Source organism: Pseudobdellovibrionaceae bacterium (assembly GCA_019637875.1).
GTDB lineage: Bacteria > Bdellovibrionota > Bdellovibrionia > Bdellovibrionales > Bdellovibrionaceae > JAHBUW01.
Genome location: JAHBUW010000017.1, coordinates 1 through 19,592, shown reverse-complemented (window position 1 = coordinate 19,592; position 19,592 = coordinate 1). Strand labels below are relative to the sequence as shown.

The following is a 19,592-nucleotide window of genomic DNA, read 5'->3' as shown; positions in this document are numbered from 1 at the left end:
CCGCGTTCACGGTCCTCCGATCCCGGGCGACCGCTTACGCGGTCTTCTTCGCCTGCAGGAAGCCGTGGTACTTCTTGTCGAAGTCGCGGGCTTTTTGACCTTCCATCGTGATCAGACCCCACTTGAACCAAGCGAAGTGCTCTTGGCAGAATCCAGCAACTTCAGGCTTTTTCTTGCAGTCTTCGCAGCGACACTGATGTTCGTTACCGGGACCGCCGGCATTGGGATTTTGAGTCTTAGACATGTGAGAGACCTCCAAAAGAGTTGTCTTCTTATCGGAGACTCGACTTCGGTCTGAAATGTTTCGGGAAACGTCGAGGTCTTGGTCAAACGGCGTTTCACTTCGAAACGTGCAGGTCCTTTAAATCCAATTGATTGAGCTCGTTCAGGTCCCAACCCGTGAATTCGGGGCGCGCCAGAATCGAAAAGAAAATCGGGCCCGTGGGGATCATGACGTAATCCGCGCGAAGTTTTTCGAGGATCTCCCGGCAAAGCTTCGCCTTTTTTGTTTCGGACTTCTCTTGCAGAAGACGATCGACGCCTTCGATCAGGTATTTCGCATCGAGGTCGAGGTAGTTCTCGGCGGCGCCGGGAAGGAAGTTCTCGAGCACGGCCGCGCAGGTCGGGCGGTCCGGAGCGACGCCACGGCGGAAAAAACTCGCGTCGCGCGCGTCCAGGCGGTCCAGGAAAACCTTCGTTTCGCGACCGTCCAAGCGAATCTTCAACCCCGCGCGCTTTTCCAGTTGAAGCTGCAGCCACTCCAGCGCGCGGCGATGATCGTCCACGGATTGCGAAAAGAGCGCCGGGATGGGGGCGACCTTGCGATCCCGCAAAAGCTCGCGGGCGCGCGCGGGATTTTCGTCGAAACACACCGGTCCCGCGGTCAAAACCGAGGGCAGGCCGAAGCAACCCGGGCGGGGCTTGGCGTTGTAAAGCGCGCGCATTTCCTCGTACGGAAAAGCGAGCGCCATCGCCTCTTGCAAAACGCGGTTCTCGCTTTTCTCGCGGAAACTTTTGGTGAAGCCGAAGTAGTCGAAGCGGATTTGGTCGATTTCAAAGTAGTCGGGCTTGCCGCGGGCCTGCTCGATGAAGGCCGTCGGCAGCCGCCGCAGAAATTGCAGTTCGCCGCTTTGGTACATCTTGAGCGCGACGCTGTCCTCGGCGACGAACAAGATCTCCAAAGAGGGGCGCTCAGCATGACCTTCGAAACTGAAGGGGTTCTTCTCGAGCTCGAACTTCACGCCGGGGCGCCAGGCCTTCAAACGATAAGCGCCGGTCCCGACGAACTGCGCGTGCGGCGACTTACCGGTTTCGGTGGAGCGAAACGGCACGAGGTTCGGCGACGTCAGCCGGTACAGGAATTCACGGTTGGGGCGTTTGAGTTCGAAAATGATCTCGTCTTTGCCGGCGCGCACGCCAAGGGGAACGTTTTCGCCGCGAAAACGCTCCTCCGCGCCTTTCACGTCGAAAAGATCCGCGGCCCAGCGCACTTTCGTCCTCGAGTCGAAGATCTTCTCGAAGTGCGCGCGCCAATCGGCCGGCGTCACCGCGGAGCCGTCGCTGAACTTCAGCTCACGGCGCAGTCCGCAGCGAACCTCGGTGCTTTTCGTGAATCGGCAGCCGGTCGAGGTCCCGGGTTGCAGCGCGCCCTTCTGCCAACGCAGGAGCGGGGCCTGAAGCTGCGCGTGCAGGTAACCCGCATTGGAGTTCCGCTGCTCGAACGGAGAAATGGAATCGGGTTCTTTAAAGAGATGGAAGCGAAAAACCGTGGGGGCGGGGGGCGGCGTCTGGGCGTGAGCCGCGACGGCGCCCCAGAGAGCGCCGCCGATCAGTAAAAGCGCGAGCCGCGTCCGTCGACTCAACGATCGAGTTCCATCTTGGCGATGGTGTTGAGCTGCATGTTGGTCGTGCCTTCGTAGATCTGACCGATCTTCGCGTCACGCCAGAATTTTTCGACCGGGTATTCGCGGGTGAAACCGTTGCCACCGAACAGGTCGATCGCGGTCGAGGTGATCTTTTCGGCCGCGCGCGAGGCGTAGAGTTTCGCCATGGCCGCGGGCTCGATGAAATCCTCGCCCGCATCTTTCAAACGGGCAGCGTTGTAAACCAGAAGGCGCGCCGCTTCGAGCGAGACGCGCATTTCGGCGAGTTGGAATTGCACGGCTTGGAATTGCGCGATCGGTTTACCGAACTGCTCGCGGGTCTTCACGTAGCCGAGCGCCGCTTCGTACGCGCCCTGCGCGATGCCGAGCATTTGCGCGCCGATGCCGATGCGGCCTTCGTTCAGGGTTTCGATGGCGATCTTGTAGCCTTTGCCGACTTCGCCGAGGACGTTCGCCGCGGGGACTTCGCAGTTCTCGAACAGAAGTTCGCAGGTCGACGACGCGCGGATGCCGAGTTTGTCCTCTTTTTTGCCGACCTTGAAGCCGGGGAAGCCTTTCTCGACGACGAAAGCCGTGATGCCTTTGTAACCTTTCGAAGGATCGATATTCGCGAACACGATGAAGAGCGAAGCTTCATTGCCGTTCGTGATCCAGAGCTTCGAGCCGTTCAAAACGTATTTGTCGCCTTTTTGCTCCGCGCGCAGCTTCAGCGCGAAAGCGTCCGAGCCCGACGAAGACTCCGACAGCGCGTAGGCGCCGACCCAGTCTTTCGCGAGTTTGGGCAGGTACTTGTCTTTGATCGCTTCGTTTCCCCACTTCAGAAACGCGTTCGTGCAGAGCGTGTTTTGCACGTCCATCATCACGCTGACCGAGCCATCGACGCGCGCGAGTTCCTCGACGGCGACGCAAGCCATGGTGAAACTCGATCCGGTGCCGCCGTATTTTTCAGGGTTCTCGACGCCCATCAGGCCCATCTCGAAGAGTTTGCCGATGAGATTTTTGTCCATCTGCTGTTCTTCGTCCATTTTCAGGACCAGGGGTTTGATTTCGCTTTCCGCGAAATCACGAACGGCTTCACGGAAGGCCTGTTCGTCCGAGGAAAAAGTGGTCAAAGCGGGGCGAGCATTTTCAGTCATGGTTACCTCTGATTTTTGAAGAGGCCTGAACGTGCCACAATTGTTCGCGACCCGCAATTGACAAGACGCAGCTATTGAAACGAGCGCCCACGCCCGGCTTTGACGGGGGAAGCTCCATTCTTTACTCTCGGAGTATGTCCATCGATTTGCTCGAACTTGCCCGGAACCTGATCAGCTTTTTCGTCATCCTGCTGTTCAGTTTGTGCTTTCATGAATTCGCGCACGCTTTCGTCGCGAAGCTCCGGGGCGACAACACGGCCGAGATGATGGGGCGGCTGACCCTGAGTCCTTTTCCGCACATGGACATGGTCGGAACCGTCGCGCTGCCGCTGATGATCGTGGTGCTCAATACGATGGGTTACAACATGCCGTTCTTCGGCTGGGCGAAGCCGGTCCCGGTGAATCCCCGGAACCTGAAAAGCCCGCGCGCCGACATGTTTTGGATCGCGCTGGCGGGACCGATGTCGAACGTGCTGCTGGCCCTCGTCGGCACGGCCGTGCTGGTTTTCGCGGCGATGAGTCTGGTCACGACGCCTTATTTTCCGGCGGCGCGCACCCTGCTACAGCAGTTCATTCTGACGAATCTGTTTCTGGCGATCTTCAACGCGCTTCCGCTTCATCCTTTGGATGGAGGAAAAATCCTGGCGCGCTTCCTGCCGGCCTCGTGGAACAGCACGCTGGAGCAGTACGAGCAGGTGACGGGAATGCTGCTTCTCGCTCTCATCATCATGGGCGCGTTGAAATATCTGGCGATCCCGGTGTTCGGGGCCTTCAACCTGCTGATGCAGATCGCACAGAGTCTCCTTTAAGTTTTCGGTCCCGTGAGGGTCAGCGCTTCCACGAAAAGGCGGAGCTGTTGGCGCATCCGCTCGGCGCTGGTTTGCAAAGCGGGCTGGCCGAGGGTCTGCCCCTGCTGGGCGACGAGATGGATCTCGGCGCTGAGATCCTTGATGATCTGGGCCAGCTCCCGGCGGTTTTATCCAGGGCCTGTGCCGGGATGATCGTCGAAGACGACGGAAGCGACCAGAAGTTCGCGTCGCGAACCGAGACGGGGCGGGGGTTACGCAGGGGCTTTATTCCCCGGGCTCGGTTGTTCCCGCGTGGGGACGCGTGAGGATGGCGGTCGACCACGTCAGATACTCCTGCAGAAGCTGGATCCGCTCTTGCGAGTCGCGCTCCGCATCTTGGTGTCGGGGCGTCTCTGCCCAGTCGCGCAGAAGGACGAGATAGTTTTCCTCTCCCTGGCGAAGACGGTCGAGATCTTCCGGTGAATGGCCGGAGCGCCGAAGGAGGCTCTCGTGTTCCGCGTCTTCCCGTTCGAGCCAATCGCGCTCTTGCGCGAAGTGCTCTTCGGGTGTGGTTGCGTCGGCAGGGGGTGTGTTCGCGTGCTCGAGGCTCTTTACGGAGTCGACGTGCCGCGCGCGCGTTGTTTCGGGGCGCGGAGGCGATGACGTCACGGTAGTTGTTGGAAGCACGCTCACCGGTGTCTTCGGCGAAGGTGTGACGGCCAAAGGCGCGTGTTCGCTCCGCAGGAAAAGGCCGATCAAGATGAGAGCGAGGAGCGCGCCGAAAGCGGATCGCATACTTTTAGTTTTTCGCCTTCTTCAGGCAAGCTTCGTAAAGGGCGAGCTGGGTTTTCAGCGCGTTGAGACGCAAGGTTCCCGCGAGGGATGCGCCAAGGATTTTGACGAGGCCCGGGTGGCTCTGCTCGATGTCTTTTTTCGCTTGATTGTAAGCCGCTTGGCAGGAGGCTCTCGTCGGCACGGCCGTCAGGCGTTTGAGGTCCGCGCACATCGCGATCGCCACGGTCGGTCCCAGATTGAAAGGAAGGCGTTTGAGCTCCGTGATCTGTTGAGCGGTGAGGGTGCAAGGCGCCGTGAATTGTCCCGCAGAGGTCTTGATCACGCTGCCTTTAGGTTGCACGACGATCGGTGTCTTAACCACGGGCGTGGTGATCGGTTTGGTGATCTTACTGGCGGCGAAGGCTTGGGTTGTCGGATTGAAGGCAAGGAAGCTCAGAGTGAGAAGTGCGGCAATGGTGCTTTTCATAACTGCATCACATTGCAGAAGGCGTGCCCGCGTGAGGACGCGTTTTCTTCGCGCAGGCGGGGCTCGGAGTCTAAAATATGGTGATCCAGGTTGAGACCGCGAGCGCGAAAATGTCGAAAATAGAAGAGCTTAGCCCCGCCCGGGGCCGTGGAACCCGGGTGTTGAAAAGATCGCGAGGCAAAAAGAAACGTTCGTTCTGAATCAGGGGAGTCCGACGCGCTCGTAAACCATCTTAAGGGTCTTCGCGGCGCGGGCCCGTGCCTGGTCCGCGCCCTTTTTCATGAGGGCTTCGAGGTGATCGCGGTTGTTCATGAGGTCGCGGTGCTTTTCTTGGACGGGCTTGAGTTTCTCGATGACGACTTCCGCGACCCGCATCTTCAGGTGTCCGTACATCTTGCCTTCGAACTCTTTCTCGATGGCTTCGTAGGAGTTTCCGGAAAGGACCGAGTAGATCGTCATCAAGTTCGCGATGCCGGGGTTTTCGGTCGCGTACTTCACGACGGTTCCCGAGTCCGTGACGGCGCGTTTGAATTTCTTCTCGAGCACCTTCGGATCATCGAGGATCGAGATGGTCGCGTGCGCATCCGTGTCCGACTTCGACATCTTTTTAGTCGGGTCCTGCAGCGACATGATCTTCGCGCCGACCTTCGGGATCATCGGCTCGGGGTGCGTGAAGGTCGGGCCGAACTTGTTGTTGAAGTAGTCGACGAGATCACGGCACAGTTCGATGTGCTGCTTTTGGTCCTGACCGACCGGAACGTACTTCGGTTGATAAAGCAGAATGTCCGCGGCCATCAGGACCGGGTACATCAGAAGGCCCGCGCGGATTTCTTTTTGGTTGGCGGACTTGTCTTTAAACTGCGTCATGCGCTCAAGCTGACCGAGCGGCGTCTGGCAGGTCAAAACCCAAGTCAGCTCCGCGTGCTCGGGCACTTGCGACTGTAGAAAGATCGTCGCGCGATTCGGATCCAAGCCTAGCGCCAAATACTGCGCGAAGAAACTCACCGTGCGTTCTTTGAGTTCTTTGGGATCTTGAAACGAGGTGAGTGAGTGCAGATTCGCGACCATGAAGTAGGATTCGTAGTCATTCATCAGCTCGGTCCACGGACCCAGGGCGCCAATGTAATTGCCTAACGTCAGAACACCGGATGTCGTCGAACCGCTTAAAACTACAGGTTTGGTCATCCCGCCAACATAACCGTCCGCGTCGCTCCGCGCAAGTCGGCAGCCCGAGTGAATTTCCTAAAAAATCGAGTTGAAATCACGATGTCCCCTTGCTTCAATCGAGGGTCTAGTCGATTTGAAGGCGCAGGATGTCGCATCCCGGGAGAACAAAATAAACCCGGTGAAATCAAAGAGCTATTGGAACACCCCGAGGGTGAACTTTAATTCCTTTTTGCGATAGGCCGGAATGAACACTTCGACGCTGAGCCTCACAATTCAACTGCCTAAATTCGAGGGGCCGCTCGCGCTCCTTCTGTATCTCATCCGCAAGGAAGAGATGGATATCTTCGACATCGAGATTCACCGCATTACGGCTCAGTACCTCGAGTTCATCCGCCTGATGAAAGAGCTCGATCTTGAGGTCGCCGGCGAGTTCATCGCGATGGCGTCGACGTTGATCCAGATCAAATCGCGCATGCTCCTTCCGCAGTACAACGAGCAGGGCGAGATCGTCGAATCCGAAGATCCCCGCAAAGAACTCGTGCAGCGCCTGCTCGAGTATCAAAAATATCAAGAAGCCGGAAAAATGCTCTACGACCGTCCGATCCTGGGGCGGGACGTCTGGGCGCGCGGCTCGCGCGAGAAATTCGAAGAACGTATTCTGGAAGAGATCGAACTCGAAGAGAACGCGCTCTACTCTTTGATCACGTCCTACCGTCGGATGTACCGTGCCGCCCAGAAGCGCGTGCACAAAGTCGCGGCGAAAGCGCAATCGATCGCGAGCCGGATTCTCGAGATCAAAGATCGCCTGATCGTGGGCCTGCGGGTGGCGATGTCGACGCTCGTCGACCCGAACGCGAAACCCGGCGAAGAAAAACGTCGCGCGGTTCTGATCACGTTCCTGTCGGCGCTGGAGCTCGCGAAGATGGGCTTCGTTCGACTGTTCCAGAGCGACACCTATCAAGAGATCCACATTCAAGCGACGAAAGAAATCGAAGCCGCCGCGGTTTCGAGCGTCGAAGAGTACGAAAGTCTACACAACGAAGAAGGCAATGCGGCCGCGAGCCTTGAGCCTTTGCGGGTCGACATGGTGCCGGAAGAGGCTTCGGGTCCGGAGCAGCTCGCGTTTGATACGAACGCTGGCACGAACGCCGACACGAATGTGCCGACTGAAGGCGACGGCGACTTCGTCCTGCGCGAAGAGGGCGACGAAGAGAACCTGGAAGCGGAACTCGCACCGGACGAGATCGCCAGCGACGACGAGATCCTCGCCGCAGAGCTTGCGCTTGACGGCGTGGTCTTGGATGAGGCGCCGCCGGCGGTTCCTGTGGGCGAGATGATCAATCCGAATCTCGACGCGATCGAGCTGCCCGCGGTCCCGGTGATGGTCGCGGAAGAATCGGCAGCTGAGGTCATGAACCTCGCGTCGAGCGAGATGACCGCGAGCGAAGAGCTTTCGGGCGACGTTGCGGATGACGTTGCGGATGACCTTGCGCTTGAAGTTGTGGAAGAGCTTGCGCCGATCGAAATCGAAGAGCCCGTCGCGCTCGAAATGAGCGCGACGGAATCAACGCAATCAAATGAAGAGACCGCGCTTGAAGCGGTCGAGGCCATTCCGGAAATGATCCAGGCCGAGGTCGAAGTTGAAGCGCCATCCGAAACGGCGCCCGCAGGGGCGGCCGTTCACGAGGCGTCGCGTTTCGCCGGCGCCAGCGTCTTCGATTCGGAGCTGACGGCATCGACGGAAGCCGCGCCGGTGGTCGAGGGTGAAACCACGCCCGACACTTTGAATGAAAAAGAAAATGAGGGGAACCGCGATGTCGAAGTCTAAGAAAGCCAAGAAACCGAAAAAGTCGGCCAAAGCTCAAGAAGCCGAACTCATCGCCGAAACCGAAGTCGCGGTCGAGGATGTTGAAGTGACGGCGGAGGCTGAAATGACCGCGGACGCCGAAGAGCTCGCGGCCGAAGCCCCCGAGAGCGAAGAACTGAGCGCCGAAGAAGAAGCGGCGAATGAGCTCGAAGCGGCCGATGCCGTCGAAGACGACGGTGGCGAAACCGCCGCGCTCGACGACAAGAACGTCTTCGAGGAAATGATCGAAGCGGCGGGTACCGCCGAAGAAAACGAAGAAGAACTTGCCGCCCATGCGGAAGAACTCGAGGGCTCAGAACTTGAGGGCTTCGAGTCGGCGGCAATCGATGAACTGGAATTCATCGAGGACGAACGTTTGGAGTCGATCATCGAAGCGATGCTGTTCGCTTCGGATCGTCCTATCTCGTTTGCGACGTTCAAAATGACCTTCAAGGGCACGAACATCAAAAGCGAGATGATCCGTCGCACGCTCGAGAACTTGTCGATCGAATATGCCGGAGGTCGCCGCGGTATCAGTCTGGATGAAGTGCCGGGTGGGTATCAGCTGCGCACGAAGCTCGACAATATGAAGTTCCTGACCCGGAACCTTAAAGTTCGTCCCTTCAAGGTGTCGGGACCGGCGCTGGAAGTGCTGTCGATCGTGGCCTACAAACAACCCGTCATCAAATCCGAGATCGACGACATTCGGGGCGTCGAAAGCGGGCACTTGCTGCGCGCGCTCATGGAAAAAGGCCTCGTGCAGTTCGAGGGCAAATCCGATTTCCCGGGGCGCCCTATGCTTTACGGAACAAGCAAAAAGTTCCTGGAGATTTTCGGGCTGCGCAATCTGAAGGAACTCCCGACGCTTTCGCAGATCGACGAGCTGCTGCCGGAAGGCATTGGTGAAGATGAAGGCGAAAATAAACCGAAGCTTGCCGACGTGACGGACGAAATGTCCCAGGCGTTGGTCGGAACGTATTCGGACGGCGAAGAAGAGCTGATGAAAATTTCGGCGACGCTCGAAGACATCGACGTGTCCTCGGAATTTTTCGAAAAAGAAAAACTCAAGCAGCGTGAATCGCGCGACGCCGAAAAGGCGACGAACCTGCGCGAAGCGGTGATGTTGGGTGAAGAGATCCCGACCCGCGATAAAAACTGGCTGCAGCGTTACGACGAAGCGCTCGCTTCGGGCACCACACTCGCCGCGATCGCGACGCAAAAAGAAAAAGCGCGTCTCGCGAACGTGAAGAATAAAAAAACGGCGGGGACCATGGGTGAGGCCGAGTCCGACGCGCAGGCGGACGCCATCGCCGACGGTGCGGTCGCGGTGGAACTCAGCGCCGATGCCGAGGCTTCGGTCGCGCTCGAGGTGCAAGACGCGGAAGAAATTCTGGAAGAAGACGCCGAGGCCCGTTCGATCGCGGGCGAGCTGAGTGCCCTTTCCATCGATTCCGAAGAGGACGAGGACGCGCCGGTTCGCTTTGACGAAGAGGAGGATATCTCCCTCGATCAGGACCTGAATGTCCCGTACCATGACGACGAAGAAGCTGACGGCGAGCCCGAAGCCCAGGCCTAATTCGCCTCTAATCGCATTCAAAGCTTTACGGACGGGGACCTTCGGGTCCCCGTCTCATTTCAAGACGGGTCGGGGTGCGGATGCGACCGGAATCTAGCGAAAACCGCCGAAATCCGGCACAATGGATTCATGTCTTTTGGGGATTCTGGGGGAATCGGAATGCGTCCAATCATTCGATTCATAATGACGGCCTTCGTTCTGGGTTTGATCGCGACCCAGTTCCAAAACTGTTCGGAATACTCGAACGGCTCATCCCTTTACGGCAATAACTGCGAAGAGAACTCGACCTGCGCGCAAACGCTTTCGGTGGAGTCTTCCACGGGCTACATGACCCCGCAGACCACGCGTCCCGTGATGGAGTGTACGAACGACCATATCCAAATCGGCGGGATCTGTGAGCCGGGCGACTCCAGCGACAACTATATCGAGTACTACATCACCGATGCGGCCGGGAACGACGTCTTCTTCCAGGGGATGACGAAGCGTGAATTGACCGAGTCGCGCTGTGAGAACGGCCGCTTTACGATCATCATTCCGCGGCCGCCGATTTCGATCAAAGACGGAAGTATCTCCACCGAGGGCGTCGTGAGTTCGCCGTCTTGTACTTCAGCCTCGTGCTTCGGTGAGTTCCGTTTGAACGCGCGGCTGTTCGCGCTTCGTAAGAACACCTCCCAGTTCGAGGTCGCCGCGGTCGCGCCGATCTTCCCGATGACGTTCCAATTCGTCGTCAAAACGGGAAGCGGTAACTTCTGCCCCTGATTCGGGGCGGAATCACTCCCAGATCAAATCGGAAAGAGGGATCGCGCGCAGGCGCGGGTATTCGCTTTGCGGGTCCTGCAGCAGATCCAGGCGCACGGGATAGTAGCTTGAGTCTTTGGACATCAAAGACTGGGCGTTGCGGCTGAGCAACCAGCGCACGAGCTCGGGATGATCTTCGCTTTTCGGGGTCCAGGCGAGCGCGAGCTTCACGAGTTTCTGCCGACGCTCGTCGACCTTCACAAGCTTCCACAGAAGCGGGATGGTTTGATCCCCTTGAATCAAGAAGTCCGGATCCACCCATTCTAGAGGAAGGTTCTCGGGGCGGGGTTTGAGCTGTGTTTCATAAGGTTTGAGGGTCGTTAGGGGGGCCAGAATCAAATCCGAATCCGCCAGACGACTTTCAATTTCCGTCTCGGAAATCAAAAGCACGATGATCGAATGACCCCAGCGGTCTTCGAGCCAATTCTGCACTTCACGATTGAGGATGCGGTCTTCGGTGGTCGCGATGACCAGAGACTTCGAGCTGACGAGCTCGCGCAGGGATTCGGGGTGGCGACCGAAATAGTAGCCACCCCCGTAAGCGAACATCAGGGCCAGGGCCAGCAGGGTGAAATCACGCCAAATGCGCATACACCCTCTGCCTTCTTAGAAGCTTTCGTCGAACGAAACGGCGCCCGAGACACCCATCTGGTAAGCGGACACGCGACGCTCGAAGAAATTCGCGAGCTCTTGCATGTCTTGCAGTTCCATGAAGGGGAACGGATTCTTCGAGTGGAAACGGGGAGCGATATTCAGCGCTTCCAGGCGTTGATCGGCCACGAACTCCAGGTACTGACGCATGTCTTTGATCGACAGGCCCGCGATCCCGTGTTCGAGGATGTCCGCCGCGAAACCCATTTCGCAATCGATGGCGTCTTCCATCATCTGGACGACCATATCCGACATCTGCGCATTGAAAAGCGTGGGCTCTTCGCGGCGGGCGGTCTGGATGACTTCGTTCGCGAAGGCGATGTGCATGCTTTCGTCGCGGAAGACCCAGTTCGTTCCGCTCGCGAGCCCCTGCAGAAGGCCTTTCGAACGCAGGAAGTAAACGTAGGCGAACGCCGCGAAGAAGAACATTCCTTCGATACACGAAGCGAAGCAGGTCATGTTCATGATGAACTTACGACGGTCTTCGGGACTCCGGAGAGTCTCCAGATCGTTGATCGAATCCATCCACTTGAAGCAGAACTGCGCTTTTTTCTGGATCGACGGAATATTGTCCACCGCCGCGAAGGCTTTCGCGCGCTCGTCGGGGTGGGGAATATAGTTGTCGAGAAGCGTCAGGTAGAACTGAACGTGAAGCGCTTCCTCGTAGAGTTGGCGCGACAGGTACAGACGGGCCTCGGGCGAGTTCACGTGCTTGTAAAGGTTCAGGACCAAGTTGTTGCCCACGATCGAGTCGCCGGTCGCGAAGAACGCGACCAAGCGGTTGATCAGGTGTTTTTCCGAGGGTTTCATCTTTCCCTGCAGATCGGCCAGATCCGTCGAGAAATCGATTTCGTCCACGGTCCAGGTGTTCTTGATGCCGTTTTTGTACATCTCGTAGAAAACCGGATATTTCATCGGGCGTAGGGTCAGGTTAAAGCCAGGATCTAAAATCATATTTTCCTCAAATCTTTTAAAAGAGTCCCGGGTTTACTGACACGCTTCGCAGGCTTCGGGATTGTCCAGCGAGCAGGCGATGACTTCCGACTCCGAGTAGGTTTTCTTCTCGGTCGAAGCGGCCATCGCGGGAATTTCCGATTCACCGCCGTTGACGTTGCCGGTCGCGGCTTTCGCCTCTGCTTTTGCCGCGACCGCCGCCGCGAGCTCTTCGCGGGTGCCGGGGGCGGTTGATGCGGAAGCCGCATCCATCGCGGGCGCCGCGGTGTTGGCCGCCACTCCCGTCGAGGATTTCTTCGTCGTGGTCTTCGCGATGGAGGTCGCGGGACGCGAGCGGAGGTAATAAGTCGTCTTCAGGCCTTTTTCCCAAGCGTACATATACATCGACGACAATTTTCCGATGGTCGGCGATTCAATGAACAAGTTCAGGCTTTGGCTCTGATCGATGTACGCGCCGCGCTCGGCGCCCATGTCGATCAACGAACGCATGGGGACTTCCCACACCGTGCGGTAGATCTCTTTGAGCTCCTGCGGGATCGAATCGATGTTCTGGATCGAACCTTCGGCGAGTTTGATCTCGTTGCGGAGGTCTTCGTTCCAGAGGCCCAGGGCCTTCAATTCCGAAACCAGGTAACGGTTGATCTGCAGGAATTCACCCGACAGGGTCTCGCGTTTGAAGAGGTTCGAGATCTGCGGCTCGGTCGCTTCGTAGCAGCCCACGATGGACGCGATGGTCGCGGTGGGCGCGATCGCGATCAAAAGCGAGTTGCGGACGCCCGATTTCTTGATGCGCTCACGGAGGGTATTCCAACGCTCGGGCTGCGAAGGCGTCACGCCCCACAGGTCGAACTGAAGCATGCCTTGCGCCGCGCGCGTGTCTTCGAACGACTTGTGCGGGCCGTGCTTTTCGGCGAGCTCGCAGCTGGTCAGAAGCGCGTTGTAATAGATCTCTTCCTGGACGCGGGCCGAAAGCTCGCGCGCTTCCGCGGAGTCGAACGGCAGACGCAGTTGGAAGAAAGCATCTTGCAGACCCATGAGTCCCAGACCCACCGGGCGCCAGCGCGAGTTCGAATCTTCCGCGGTGCCGATCGGGTAGAAGTTGATGTCGACCACGCGGTCGAGATACTTCACCGCGGTCCGGACGGTGCGCGCGAGTTTTTCGAAATCGAAACGGTTGCCGTTCACGTGACGGCCCAAGTTCACCGAACCCAGGTTGCAAACCGCGGTCTCTTTGTTCGAGGTCACTTCCAGGATCTCGGTGCAAAGATTCGACAAGTGGATCACGTTTTCGGGCTTGCCGGTTTGGTTCGCCTTCATGTTCGACGGATCTTTGAAGGTCATCCAGCCGTTTCCGGTCTGGGCGAGGGTCTTCATCATCCGCGAGTAGAGGTCGCGGGCTTTGATCTGTTTCACGAAAAGGTTTTGTTTTTCCGCTTCAACGAAGGCCTCTTCGAAGGCGGGGCCGTAAAGATCCACGAAGTGCGGAACGACACGGGGGTCGAACAAAGACCACATCTCGTCGCCCTTCACGCGCTTCATGAAAAGATCCGGAGTCCAGTTCGCCAGGTTCAGGTTGTGCGTGCGTTTCGCCTCGTCACCGGTGTTGTCGCGAAGCTCAAGGAACTCCTCGATGTCGGCGTGCCAAGTTTCAAGGTAAATACAAGCGGCGCCCTTGCGCTTTCCGCCTTGGTTCACGGCCGCGACCGACGAATCCAAAGTTTTCAGCCAAGGCACGATCCCGTTCGAGTGACCGTTGGTGCCTTTGATGAGCGAGCCGCGCGCACGAACGCGCGAGTAAGCGACGCCGATCCCGCCCGCGAACTTCGAAAGCATCGCGATGTCGGTGTATTTGTCGTAGATCGATTTCAAATCGTCTTCGGGCGAATCCAAGAGATAGCACGACGACATCTGGGGACGCAGGGTTCCCGAGTTGAAAAGGGTCGGGGTCGACGCGAGGTAGTCGTGGCTCGAGATCAAACGGTAGAACTCGATCGCCTCTTCGACGTTTTCGGCCAGGCCGCAAGCGACGCGCATGAAGAAGTATTGGGGCGTCTCGAAGACCTGACGGCTCTTCGGGTTTTTCAGAAGATAACGATCATAGATCGTGCGCAGACCGAAGTACTCGAAACGATCCGTACGGAAAGGCTCGATCGCCGCGGAGAGGGCCGCTTTGTTTTTCTCGACGAATTTATAAGTCGCTTCCGCGATGAGCTGGTTGTTGAATCCGTATAGCATCGAGTCGGCGAACGACTTGATCTTCTGCGAGCGGACTTCTTCGTCGATGTACATGGTCAAAAGGCGCGAAGCCAGGCGCGAGTACTCGGGTTCTTCACCGATCAAAAGCGATGCGGTTTGGATGCAAAGGTTGTCGAGTTCCTTGGTGGTGGCGCCGTCGTACAGGCCGCTGATGGCCTTGGTGGCCACGCGAAGCGGGTCGACATGGGCCAAGCCCTGGCAGCAGCTGGTGACGCGTTCGACGATCTTGGTGACGTCGACGGGTTCGAGGCTGCCGTCACGCTTGCGGACGCGCATGACGTGCGGCTGATGAGCGCCGCCTTCGAATTCGTTCGAGAGATATCCTTGGGTGTAGCCATTTCCGTTGGCTTCCGTGGTCGTCTTCATGAGTTCCCCCTCATTGTCCAGACCGGTGATGTCTCCGGCGCTGGTTTAAGCTCTTCAAAGCACGTTTGAAGCGAAAGGAGCCCCTTAAGGCCTGGGATTTGGTCCCAAGTCTTTTCCCCTCTCACGTTCAGACGGTTTCAAAAATCCGTTCAGTTCGTGGTCTATAATGTCTCTTCTGTATTGGCCTAAGACTCGCGAGTCCGCAGACAAAGAGTTGGCCTCTGCCAGAACGAAGGAGGTGACTAGACCTCCGGCGAGCCGGTTTGTCGAGTCCCCTAATTTGTTTGGCCGAGGGTGGCACTTCGTGCGTCTCGTGTTGGGCTCCGTCCTGGAATCCTGAAGAGCCCCTAGATCCGTGGGCTTTACCCTAGATCTAGTGGTTGTCCTCAGTGGCCTCATCAATAAGGCCGATCGGTCAACAAGTTAACGGTGTCTGAATTCCACCGCTGAGTCAAAAAACTTTTCGCAAAATATTTTGAGAGGTCCAGTGTCAATGCTGAGGTCTGAAGCACGCCCGATAAAGGTCTTGACAGGAAACGGCGACGAACCGAAAGGCCGCGCTTTCAAGGTTTTCCGAGGGAAAAAACAAAGTCAATGCGTGAACGCGAGCATTCAAAAGCGGAAATCGCAAGCGCACAGCAAATGATCAAAGGGAAAGTGACAAAGTCTGTAACGGAGCCGTGAGGCCCGAAGTTCCGCTGCCGGTTTTCATCGCGAGGTCCCGCTGAAGGGCTTGATCGAGAGGGCTTTCAGCTTGGAAGCGCTGCGATTGATAGGAGCCGCGCGACCTTAAATATTGAACGATGGCTTGGTGGGATTTCATTTTGTGAGCAACCCACTCGGGGGCCACGAGCTCCTCCCGACGTGAGGCGTAAGCCGCCAATCGGTGGACAAAAATGCGCGGCGACAAATGCTGCAGAAGGACTTCCACGCGACGTGAGTACTCTTCGAGCTCGACCGGCTCGAAGAGTCCATCACGGTACCAGGTCTCGAGCTTTGTTTGTTTCAGCACGTGCAGGTTGTGCAGCTTCACGTTCGTGATCGGAAGCGAATTGCAGATCTCGGCCATGCGGATGATTTCGGAGTCCGGTTCGCGCGGGCAGCCCAAGATCAAATGGATGCCGAGGTCGACGTCGGTTTCGCGCGCGATCCGTTCGATGGCTTTCAACGACTGCTCGGCCGTGTGTCCGCGGCGCATGAACTCCAAGTGAAACGCGTTGAAGCTTTGCACGCCGACTTCCACCGCGACGAATTTGCGTTCGTGGAACTCTTGCCACAGATCGATCACGGATTTCGACAGGCAGTCGGGGCGGGTGCCGATGACAAAACCCACGACGTCGTCATCGTTCACCGCGAGCTCGAAAGCCTCACGCAGCTCTTGGATTTTCGTGAACGTCGTCGTGTAGGCCTGAAAGTAGATCAAAAACTTCGCCGCCTTGAATTTACGGCGGATGTTTTCGCGGTAGAGCTTGATCTGATCCGCGAGCTTCATCGAAAGTGACTCCGAGTGCGCGGCCGAACCCCAAACGTCGCAGAACGAGCAGGTCTCCATGCCCCGCAGGCCCTTGCGGTTCGGGCAGTCGTCGGCGACCGAGACCGGCACCTTGTAGACGCGGGCGCCGAACCTCATCTGGTAGGCTTGCGAGATCGGGCGGTAGGGAAGGTCGGAAGGCGTCAGGATCATGAGCCCCCGTCGTCCCACGGGGGCCGGGCGGGCGTCAATCCGTCAGCGCGAAAGAAGGCCCCGGGCTCCCGGCCTTGGCGACAATAGAGGCCGGCGGACTGCAGTTTTGAAAGAAGATCAGAAGTCCGGACATCATCAGTATCACCGAGATCCCGGAACGCAATTTACGGCTCACGAATCCTCCTTGAAAAAGCCTGAACCAAGATCCGTTCCTGGTCGTGGACATCTCAAAGAGATCTCATCGGACGATGGTCTTGATGACTCGAGCGCAAAAAGGGGATAGTCGTCTCAGGAAAGGATGGCCTCCGCATGAGCCTCGATTTATCGCGACTGCCTTCGCACTTTCACGAAATCACCACCGGTGACGGCAGTCCCACATTGAGCTTCCAGGGCCCCGAGGGTCCCGAAGCGATGCACCACGCGGGGGGCGCCCTCGCCGAGACGAACTACGTTTACGCGCCGGTCCTGGCCGCCAACTTCGCGCGGCCTCAAGGATCGGTTCTCGTGTCGCTGGGGACGGGCTTGGCCTACAACGAAATCTTGGCGGCGACTTTCGCGCGGGACAATCCCGGGCACCATTTCGCGCTTCACACTTTCGAGGCCGACGAGTTCTTGCGCGCATCCTTCGCGCTTTGGCTACAAGGGCGCGACGATCTGGCGCTCGCGCCGCTTTACGCGAAAATCTGCGTGGGCTTCGGGATTCGTCCGGCCGAGGTGCGCGAGATCTATACGGGGGCGGGCTCCCGCGCGAATCTGATTTTCGAGGCGCGACTTTCGCGGCCCGAAGAGCTGCCGCAAGGGGTGACGGGCTTTTTGTGGGATGCCTTCAGTCGGAAGACCTCGCCGGAGCTTTGGGACGAGGATTTCCTGGTCGCATGTTTCGGTCGCGCGGACCTTGAGTTCTGCGAGCTTGCGACCTACGCGCGCAACGGCAATCTGAAGCGGGCGCTGGCGCGCGCGGGCTTCACGGTCGTCGATCAAAAGGGCTTCGCGAACAAAAGAAGTTCGACGCGAGCTTACCGGGGAAGCGGCGCTAGCGGTCCCCGGTCGTGATGCCCGTGTTGGTGTGACCGGCGGTACCGGTCCCGGCATTCGTGAATTTCTTCACGTACTCGATGATGGCGCTGCGGGATTCGCTGGGAAGTCCCGTGAATTTCATCCCGACGTAGCCGTCATGGCCCGCGAAGACCACTTCGATCGTCGCGTGCAGCGGGGCGAACAGGTTCGGGCTTTTCAAGATCACTTTGTACTGATCGCCGATATGGGTTTGCGGGGCTTCGGTGGCCCCCAGTCCGCCCTCCGAGATCGAAAGAGCGCGCGCGGAAAAGCGGCCTTTGGTCCCTTCGGCCTCGATCGAGCCCATGATCGGCACGCGGGGGTGCCGGCGTCGGCTGACGCCGAGGTCATCCATGATCTTGTGGATTTGGTAAATCTCTTTCCACTCGTTGTAACCGTCGGTCCAAATCAAAAACTGCGAAAGATCGGCTTGGTTTTTCAGGTAGTCGATCATCTGCGAATAGAACATGGGACGCAGCTCTTGATCGCCTAAACGGATGCGCCATTCGCGCTCGTTCTGCAGGCGCTGACGGTTCACGGTGGACTCCAGATCGATCAGCATTTTCTCGAACTGCTCAGGCGTCAGCCACTCGTTTTGACCACGACCCCAGATGAGCGGATTCGTGACCTGGGCGACCGCGGTATCCAACCCCTCCCGGTCATAGGGACCACGCACCTGCTCATTCGCCAGGATGAACCACTTCCGTCCGTTCATGCTGTCTCCCTCCCGAAGGGACCTTCTTCTCTGTTTTGTTGAAGGGGCCTTCCTCCCCATGGTGTCGCATCTGCGTCATTCGCGCGAGCAATAACGTCATGACGCGTTTGCGAAACCCTACGGAAGAAGGTACCTTCGGGCGATGAAATACATCATTGCGGGGACCGATCGGCCCGGCTCCAAAACGCTTCAAGTGGCTAAGTACGTGCAGGCTCTTTACGCCCGTAAAGGCGAAACCGTCGAGATCATCGATCTGGCGCAGCTGAAGAAAGCGGACCTCGATGGATTTCAGTATGGCGGCAAAATCACCGGGGCGTGGGGCGAGGCCATCGATAAGGTCGACCAGTCCACCGGGCTGATCATCGTTATCCCCGAGTATAACGGTTCGTACCCCGGCATTCTGAAAGTGTTCGTCGATTACTGGAAATACCCCGAAACTTTCGAGCACCGGCCCATTTGTTATATCGGGCTCGGCGGACTCTTCGGCGGAATGCGTTCGGTCGAGCATTTGCAAACCAGCCTCGGCTACCGAAACACCTTTAACTTTCCGCAGCGGGTGTTCCTGCAGAACATCTGGCGCGTCTTCGACGGCACGACCTTCTCGCAACCCGTGCTCGCCGATCTTCTGGATCAGCAGGCGACCGGCTTTCAGAAATTCGTGCGCGCGTTGGAAAGCGAGCAGCTGGATACGCTCTCGGTCTTGAAAAACCGGACTCCGCCCATGCCGGTGCAAAGCTAATGGAGCGCTTCAAGTCCCAGTTTCATCGCTCGGCGGACCTTTTACACTTCAACCATGCGGGACAGAGTCTGTTGTCCCGTCCGGCGCTTGAGAAGCTGCGTCTTTGCGAAGAGGCGTATTTCACTGACGCCGCTTTTTCCTGGCTCAAGCTTCATCCTGAACTCGAAGCCGCAAAGAAAGAGCTCGCGGGTTTTCTGGGCGCGAAAACGACGGAGATCGCCTACTTCCAAACGACCGCCGCGGCCCTTTCGCAAGTGGCGTTGGGTTACCGGTTAAAGGCGGGCGACGAGATCATCGTTTGGGATCAGGAGTATCCTTCGAATCACTATCCGTGGGCGCTCGCCGCGAAAAGAGCGGGGGCGAAACTTGTCGTCGTGTCTTCCGGCAAGGATCTCTCCACCCCGGTCGAGTCGATCGAACGGGCGATCACCCCGCGCACCAAAATCATCGCGACCAGCTGGGTTCAGTACCGCAGCGGCGCGCGGATCGACCTGCAACAACTCACGACGCTCGCCCGGTCGCGGGGTATCTTCACCTGCGCGGATATTATCCAAGGGGCCGGCGTCATCCCGTTCGACTTTCAGGCTTCGGGTCTTGATGCCGCGGCGGGCGGCGGGCACAAGTGGATGATGTCCGGACATGGCGTGGGCTATCTGCTTTTGCGCGAAGATCGGCTCGAGGATTTGGAGCCGCTCATGGTCGGCGCGATGACCTAC

General features: G+C 58.1%; 18 protein-coding genes and 1 pseudogene. 7 read left to right on the top strand and 12 right to left on the bottom strand.

Going from position 1 to position 19,592, the window contains the following annotated elements:
- Window positions 1-34: 34 nt before the first annotated feature.
- The 3 genes from KF767_17255 to KF767_17245 all read right to left on the bottom strand — a co-directional run bounded on the left by KF767_17255 (window position 35) and on the right by KF767_17245 (window position 3,019).
- Window positions 35-244, bottom strand: coding sequence for a hypothetical protein (locus tag KF767_17255; protein MBX3019639.1), 210 nt, complete (start codon window positions 242-244; stop codon window positions 35-37).
- 94 nt (window positions 245-338) lie between these two features.
- Window positions 339-1,862, bottom strand: coding sequence for a hypothetical protein (locus tag KF767_17250; GenBank protein ID MBX3019638.1), 1,524 nt, complete (start codon window positions 1,860-1,862; stop codon window positions 339-341).
- Entirely contained in the window at window positions 1,859-3,019 is a 1,161-nt protein-coding gene (locus KF767_17245; GenBank protein MBX3019637.1) for an acyl-CoA dehydrogenase, read from the bottom strand. Before KF767_17245 ends, KF767_17250 begins: the two co-directional genes overlap by 4 nt.
- A 140-nt stretch (window positions 3,020-3,159) precedes the next feature.
- On the opposite strand from KF767_17245, the gene KF767_17240 reads away from it, so the two are divergent.
- Complete coding sequence (locus KF767_17240) at window positions 3,160-3,828, top strand: site-2 protease family protein (protein ID MBX3019636.1); 669 nt, start codon at window positions 3,160-3,162, stop codon at window positions 3,826-3,828.
- Between the two features lie 264 nt (window positions 3,829-4,092).
- On the opposite strand, the gene KF767_17235 is transcribed toward KF767_17240, so the two are convergent.
- From KF767_17235 to trpS, 3 genes are all read right to left on the bottom strand, one after another.
- A complete protein-coding gene (locus tag KF767_17235; GenBank protein ID MBX3019635.1) occupies window positions 4,093-4,602 on the bottom strand; it encodes a hypothetical protein in 510 nt (169 codons plus the stop codon).
- Between the two features lie 4 nt (window positions 4,603-4,606).
- On the bottom strand, window positions 4,607-5,068 hold the full coding sequence (locus tag KF767_17230; GenBank protein ID MBX3019634.1) for a hypothetical protein: 462 nt from the start codon (window positions 5,066-5,068) through the stop codon (window positions 4,607-4,609).
- Window positions 5,069-5,269: 201 nt separating this feature from the next.
- On the bottom strand, window positions 5,270-6,253 hold the full coding sequence (trpS, locus tag KF767_17225) for a tryptophan--tRNA ligase (protein ID MBX3019633.1): 984 nt from the start codon (window positions 6,251-6,253) through the stop codon (window positions 5,270-5,272).
- Between the two features lie 241 nt (window positions 6,254-6,494).
- Here trpS and KF767_17220 point away from each other — a divergent pair, with 241 nt between their 5' ends.
- The 3 genes from KF767_17220 to KF767_17210 all read left to right on the top strand — a co-directional run bounded on the left by KF767_17220 (window position 6,495) and on the right by KF767_17210 (window position 10,416).
- Window positions 6,495-8,063 (top strand): segregation/condensation protein A, encoded by a 1,569-nt coding sequence (locus KF767_17220; protein MBX3019632.1) that lies wholly within the window; start codon window positions 6,495-6,497, stop codon window positions 8,061-8,063.
- Window positions 8,064-8,166: 103 nt separating this feature from the next.
- Window positions 8,167-9,657, top strand: a complete 1,491-nt coding sequence (scpB, locus tag KF767_17215; protein MBX3019631.1) for an SMC-Scp complex subunit ScpB — start codon at window positions 8,167-8,169, stop codon at window positions 9,655-9,657.
- 183 nt (window positions 9,658-9,840) lie between these two features.
- Window positions 9,841-10,416, top strand: a complete 576-nt coding sequence (locus KF767_17210; GenBank protein ID MBX3019630.1) for a hypothetical protein — start codon at window positions 9,841-9,843, stop codon at window positions 10,414-10,416.
- Between the two features lie 12 nt (window positions 10,417-10,428).
- Here the strand turns inward: KF767_17210 and KF767_17205 are convergent, their stop codons facing one another.
- From KF767_17205 to KF767_17185, 5 genes and pseudogenes are all read right to left on the bottom strand, one after another.
- Window positions 10,429-11,046 (bottom strand): hypothetical protein, encoded by a 618-nt coding sequence (locus KF767_17205; GenBank protein ID MBX3019629.1) that lies wholly within the window; start codon window positions 11,044-11,046, stop codon window positions 10,429-10,431.
- 15 nt (window positions 11,047-11,061) lie between these two features.
- The gene (locus KF767_17200) at window positions 11,062-12,060 is read right to left on the bottom strand and encodes a ribonucleotide-diphosphate reductase subunit beta (GenBank protein ID MBX3019628.1); all 999 of its coding nucleotides are present in this window, start codon (window positions 12,058-12,060) and stop codon (window positions 11,062-11,064) included.
- A 285-nt stretch (window positions 12,061-12,345) separates the two neighbouring features.
- Window positions 12,346-14,682, bottom strand: a pseudogene (locus KF767_17195) (ribonucleoside-diphosphate reductase subunit alpha).
- A gap of 646 nt (window positions 14,683-15,328) precedes the next feature.
- The gene (locus KF767_17190) at window positions 15,329-16,366 is read right to left on the bottom strand and encodes a TIGR01212 family radical SAM protein (GenBank protein ID MBX3019627.1); all 1,038 of its coding nucleotides are present in this window, start codon (window positions 16,364-16,366) and stop codon (window positions 15,329-15,331) included.
- A gap of 34 nt (window positions 16,367-16,400) precedes the next feature.
- Window positions 16,401-16,541: a hypothetical protein gene (locus tag KF767_17185; protein MBX3019626.1), complete on the bottom strand. Its 141-nt coding sequence runs from the start codon at window positions 16,539-16,541 to the stop codon at window positions 16,401-16,403.
- 134 nt (window positions 16,542-16,675) lie between these two features.
- Here KF767_17185 and KF767_17180 point away from each other — a divergent pair, with 134 nt between their 5' ends.
- Window positions 16,676-17,419 (top strand): hypothetical protein, encoded by a 744-nt coding sequence (locus tag KF767_17180; protein MBX3019625.1) that lies wholly within the window; start codon window positions 16,676-16,678, stop codon window positions 17,417-17,419.
- Here the strand turns inward: KF767_17180 and KF767_17175 are convergent.
- Window positions 17,400-18,137 (bottom strand): PilZ domain-containing protein, encoded by a 738-nt coding sequence (locus tag KF767_17175; GenBank protein MBX3019624.1) that lies wholly within the window; start codon window positions 18,135-18,137, stop codon window positions 17,400-17,402. The two genes, KF767_17180 and KF767_17175, sit on opposite strands and share 20 nt — an antisense overlap.
- Before the next feature lie 142 nt (window positions 18,138-18,279).
- Between KF767_17175 and KF767_17170 the strand changes: the two genes are divergently transcribed.
- Together KF767_17170 and KF767_17165 are read left to right on the top strand one after the other, a co-directional pair.
- Window positions 18,280-18,876 (top strand): NAD(P)H-dependent oxidoreductase, encoded by a 597-nt coding sequence (locus tag KF767_17170; GenBank protein MBX3019623.1) that lies wholly within the window; start codon window positions 18,280-18,282, stop codon window positions 18,874-18,876.
- A partial coding sequence (locus KF767_17165; GenBank protein ID MBX3019622.1) for an aminotransferase class V-fold PLP-dependent enzyme occupies window positions 18,876-19,592 on the top strand: 717 nt, incomplete at its 3' end. The genes KF767_17170 and KF767_17165, both read left to right, overlap by 1 nt.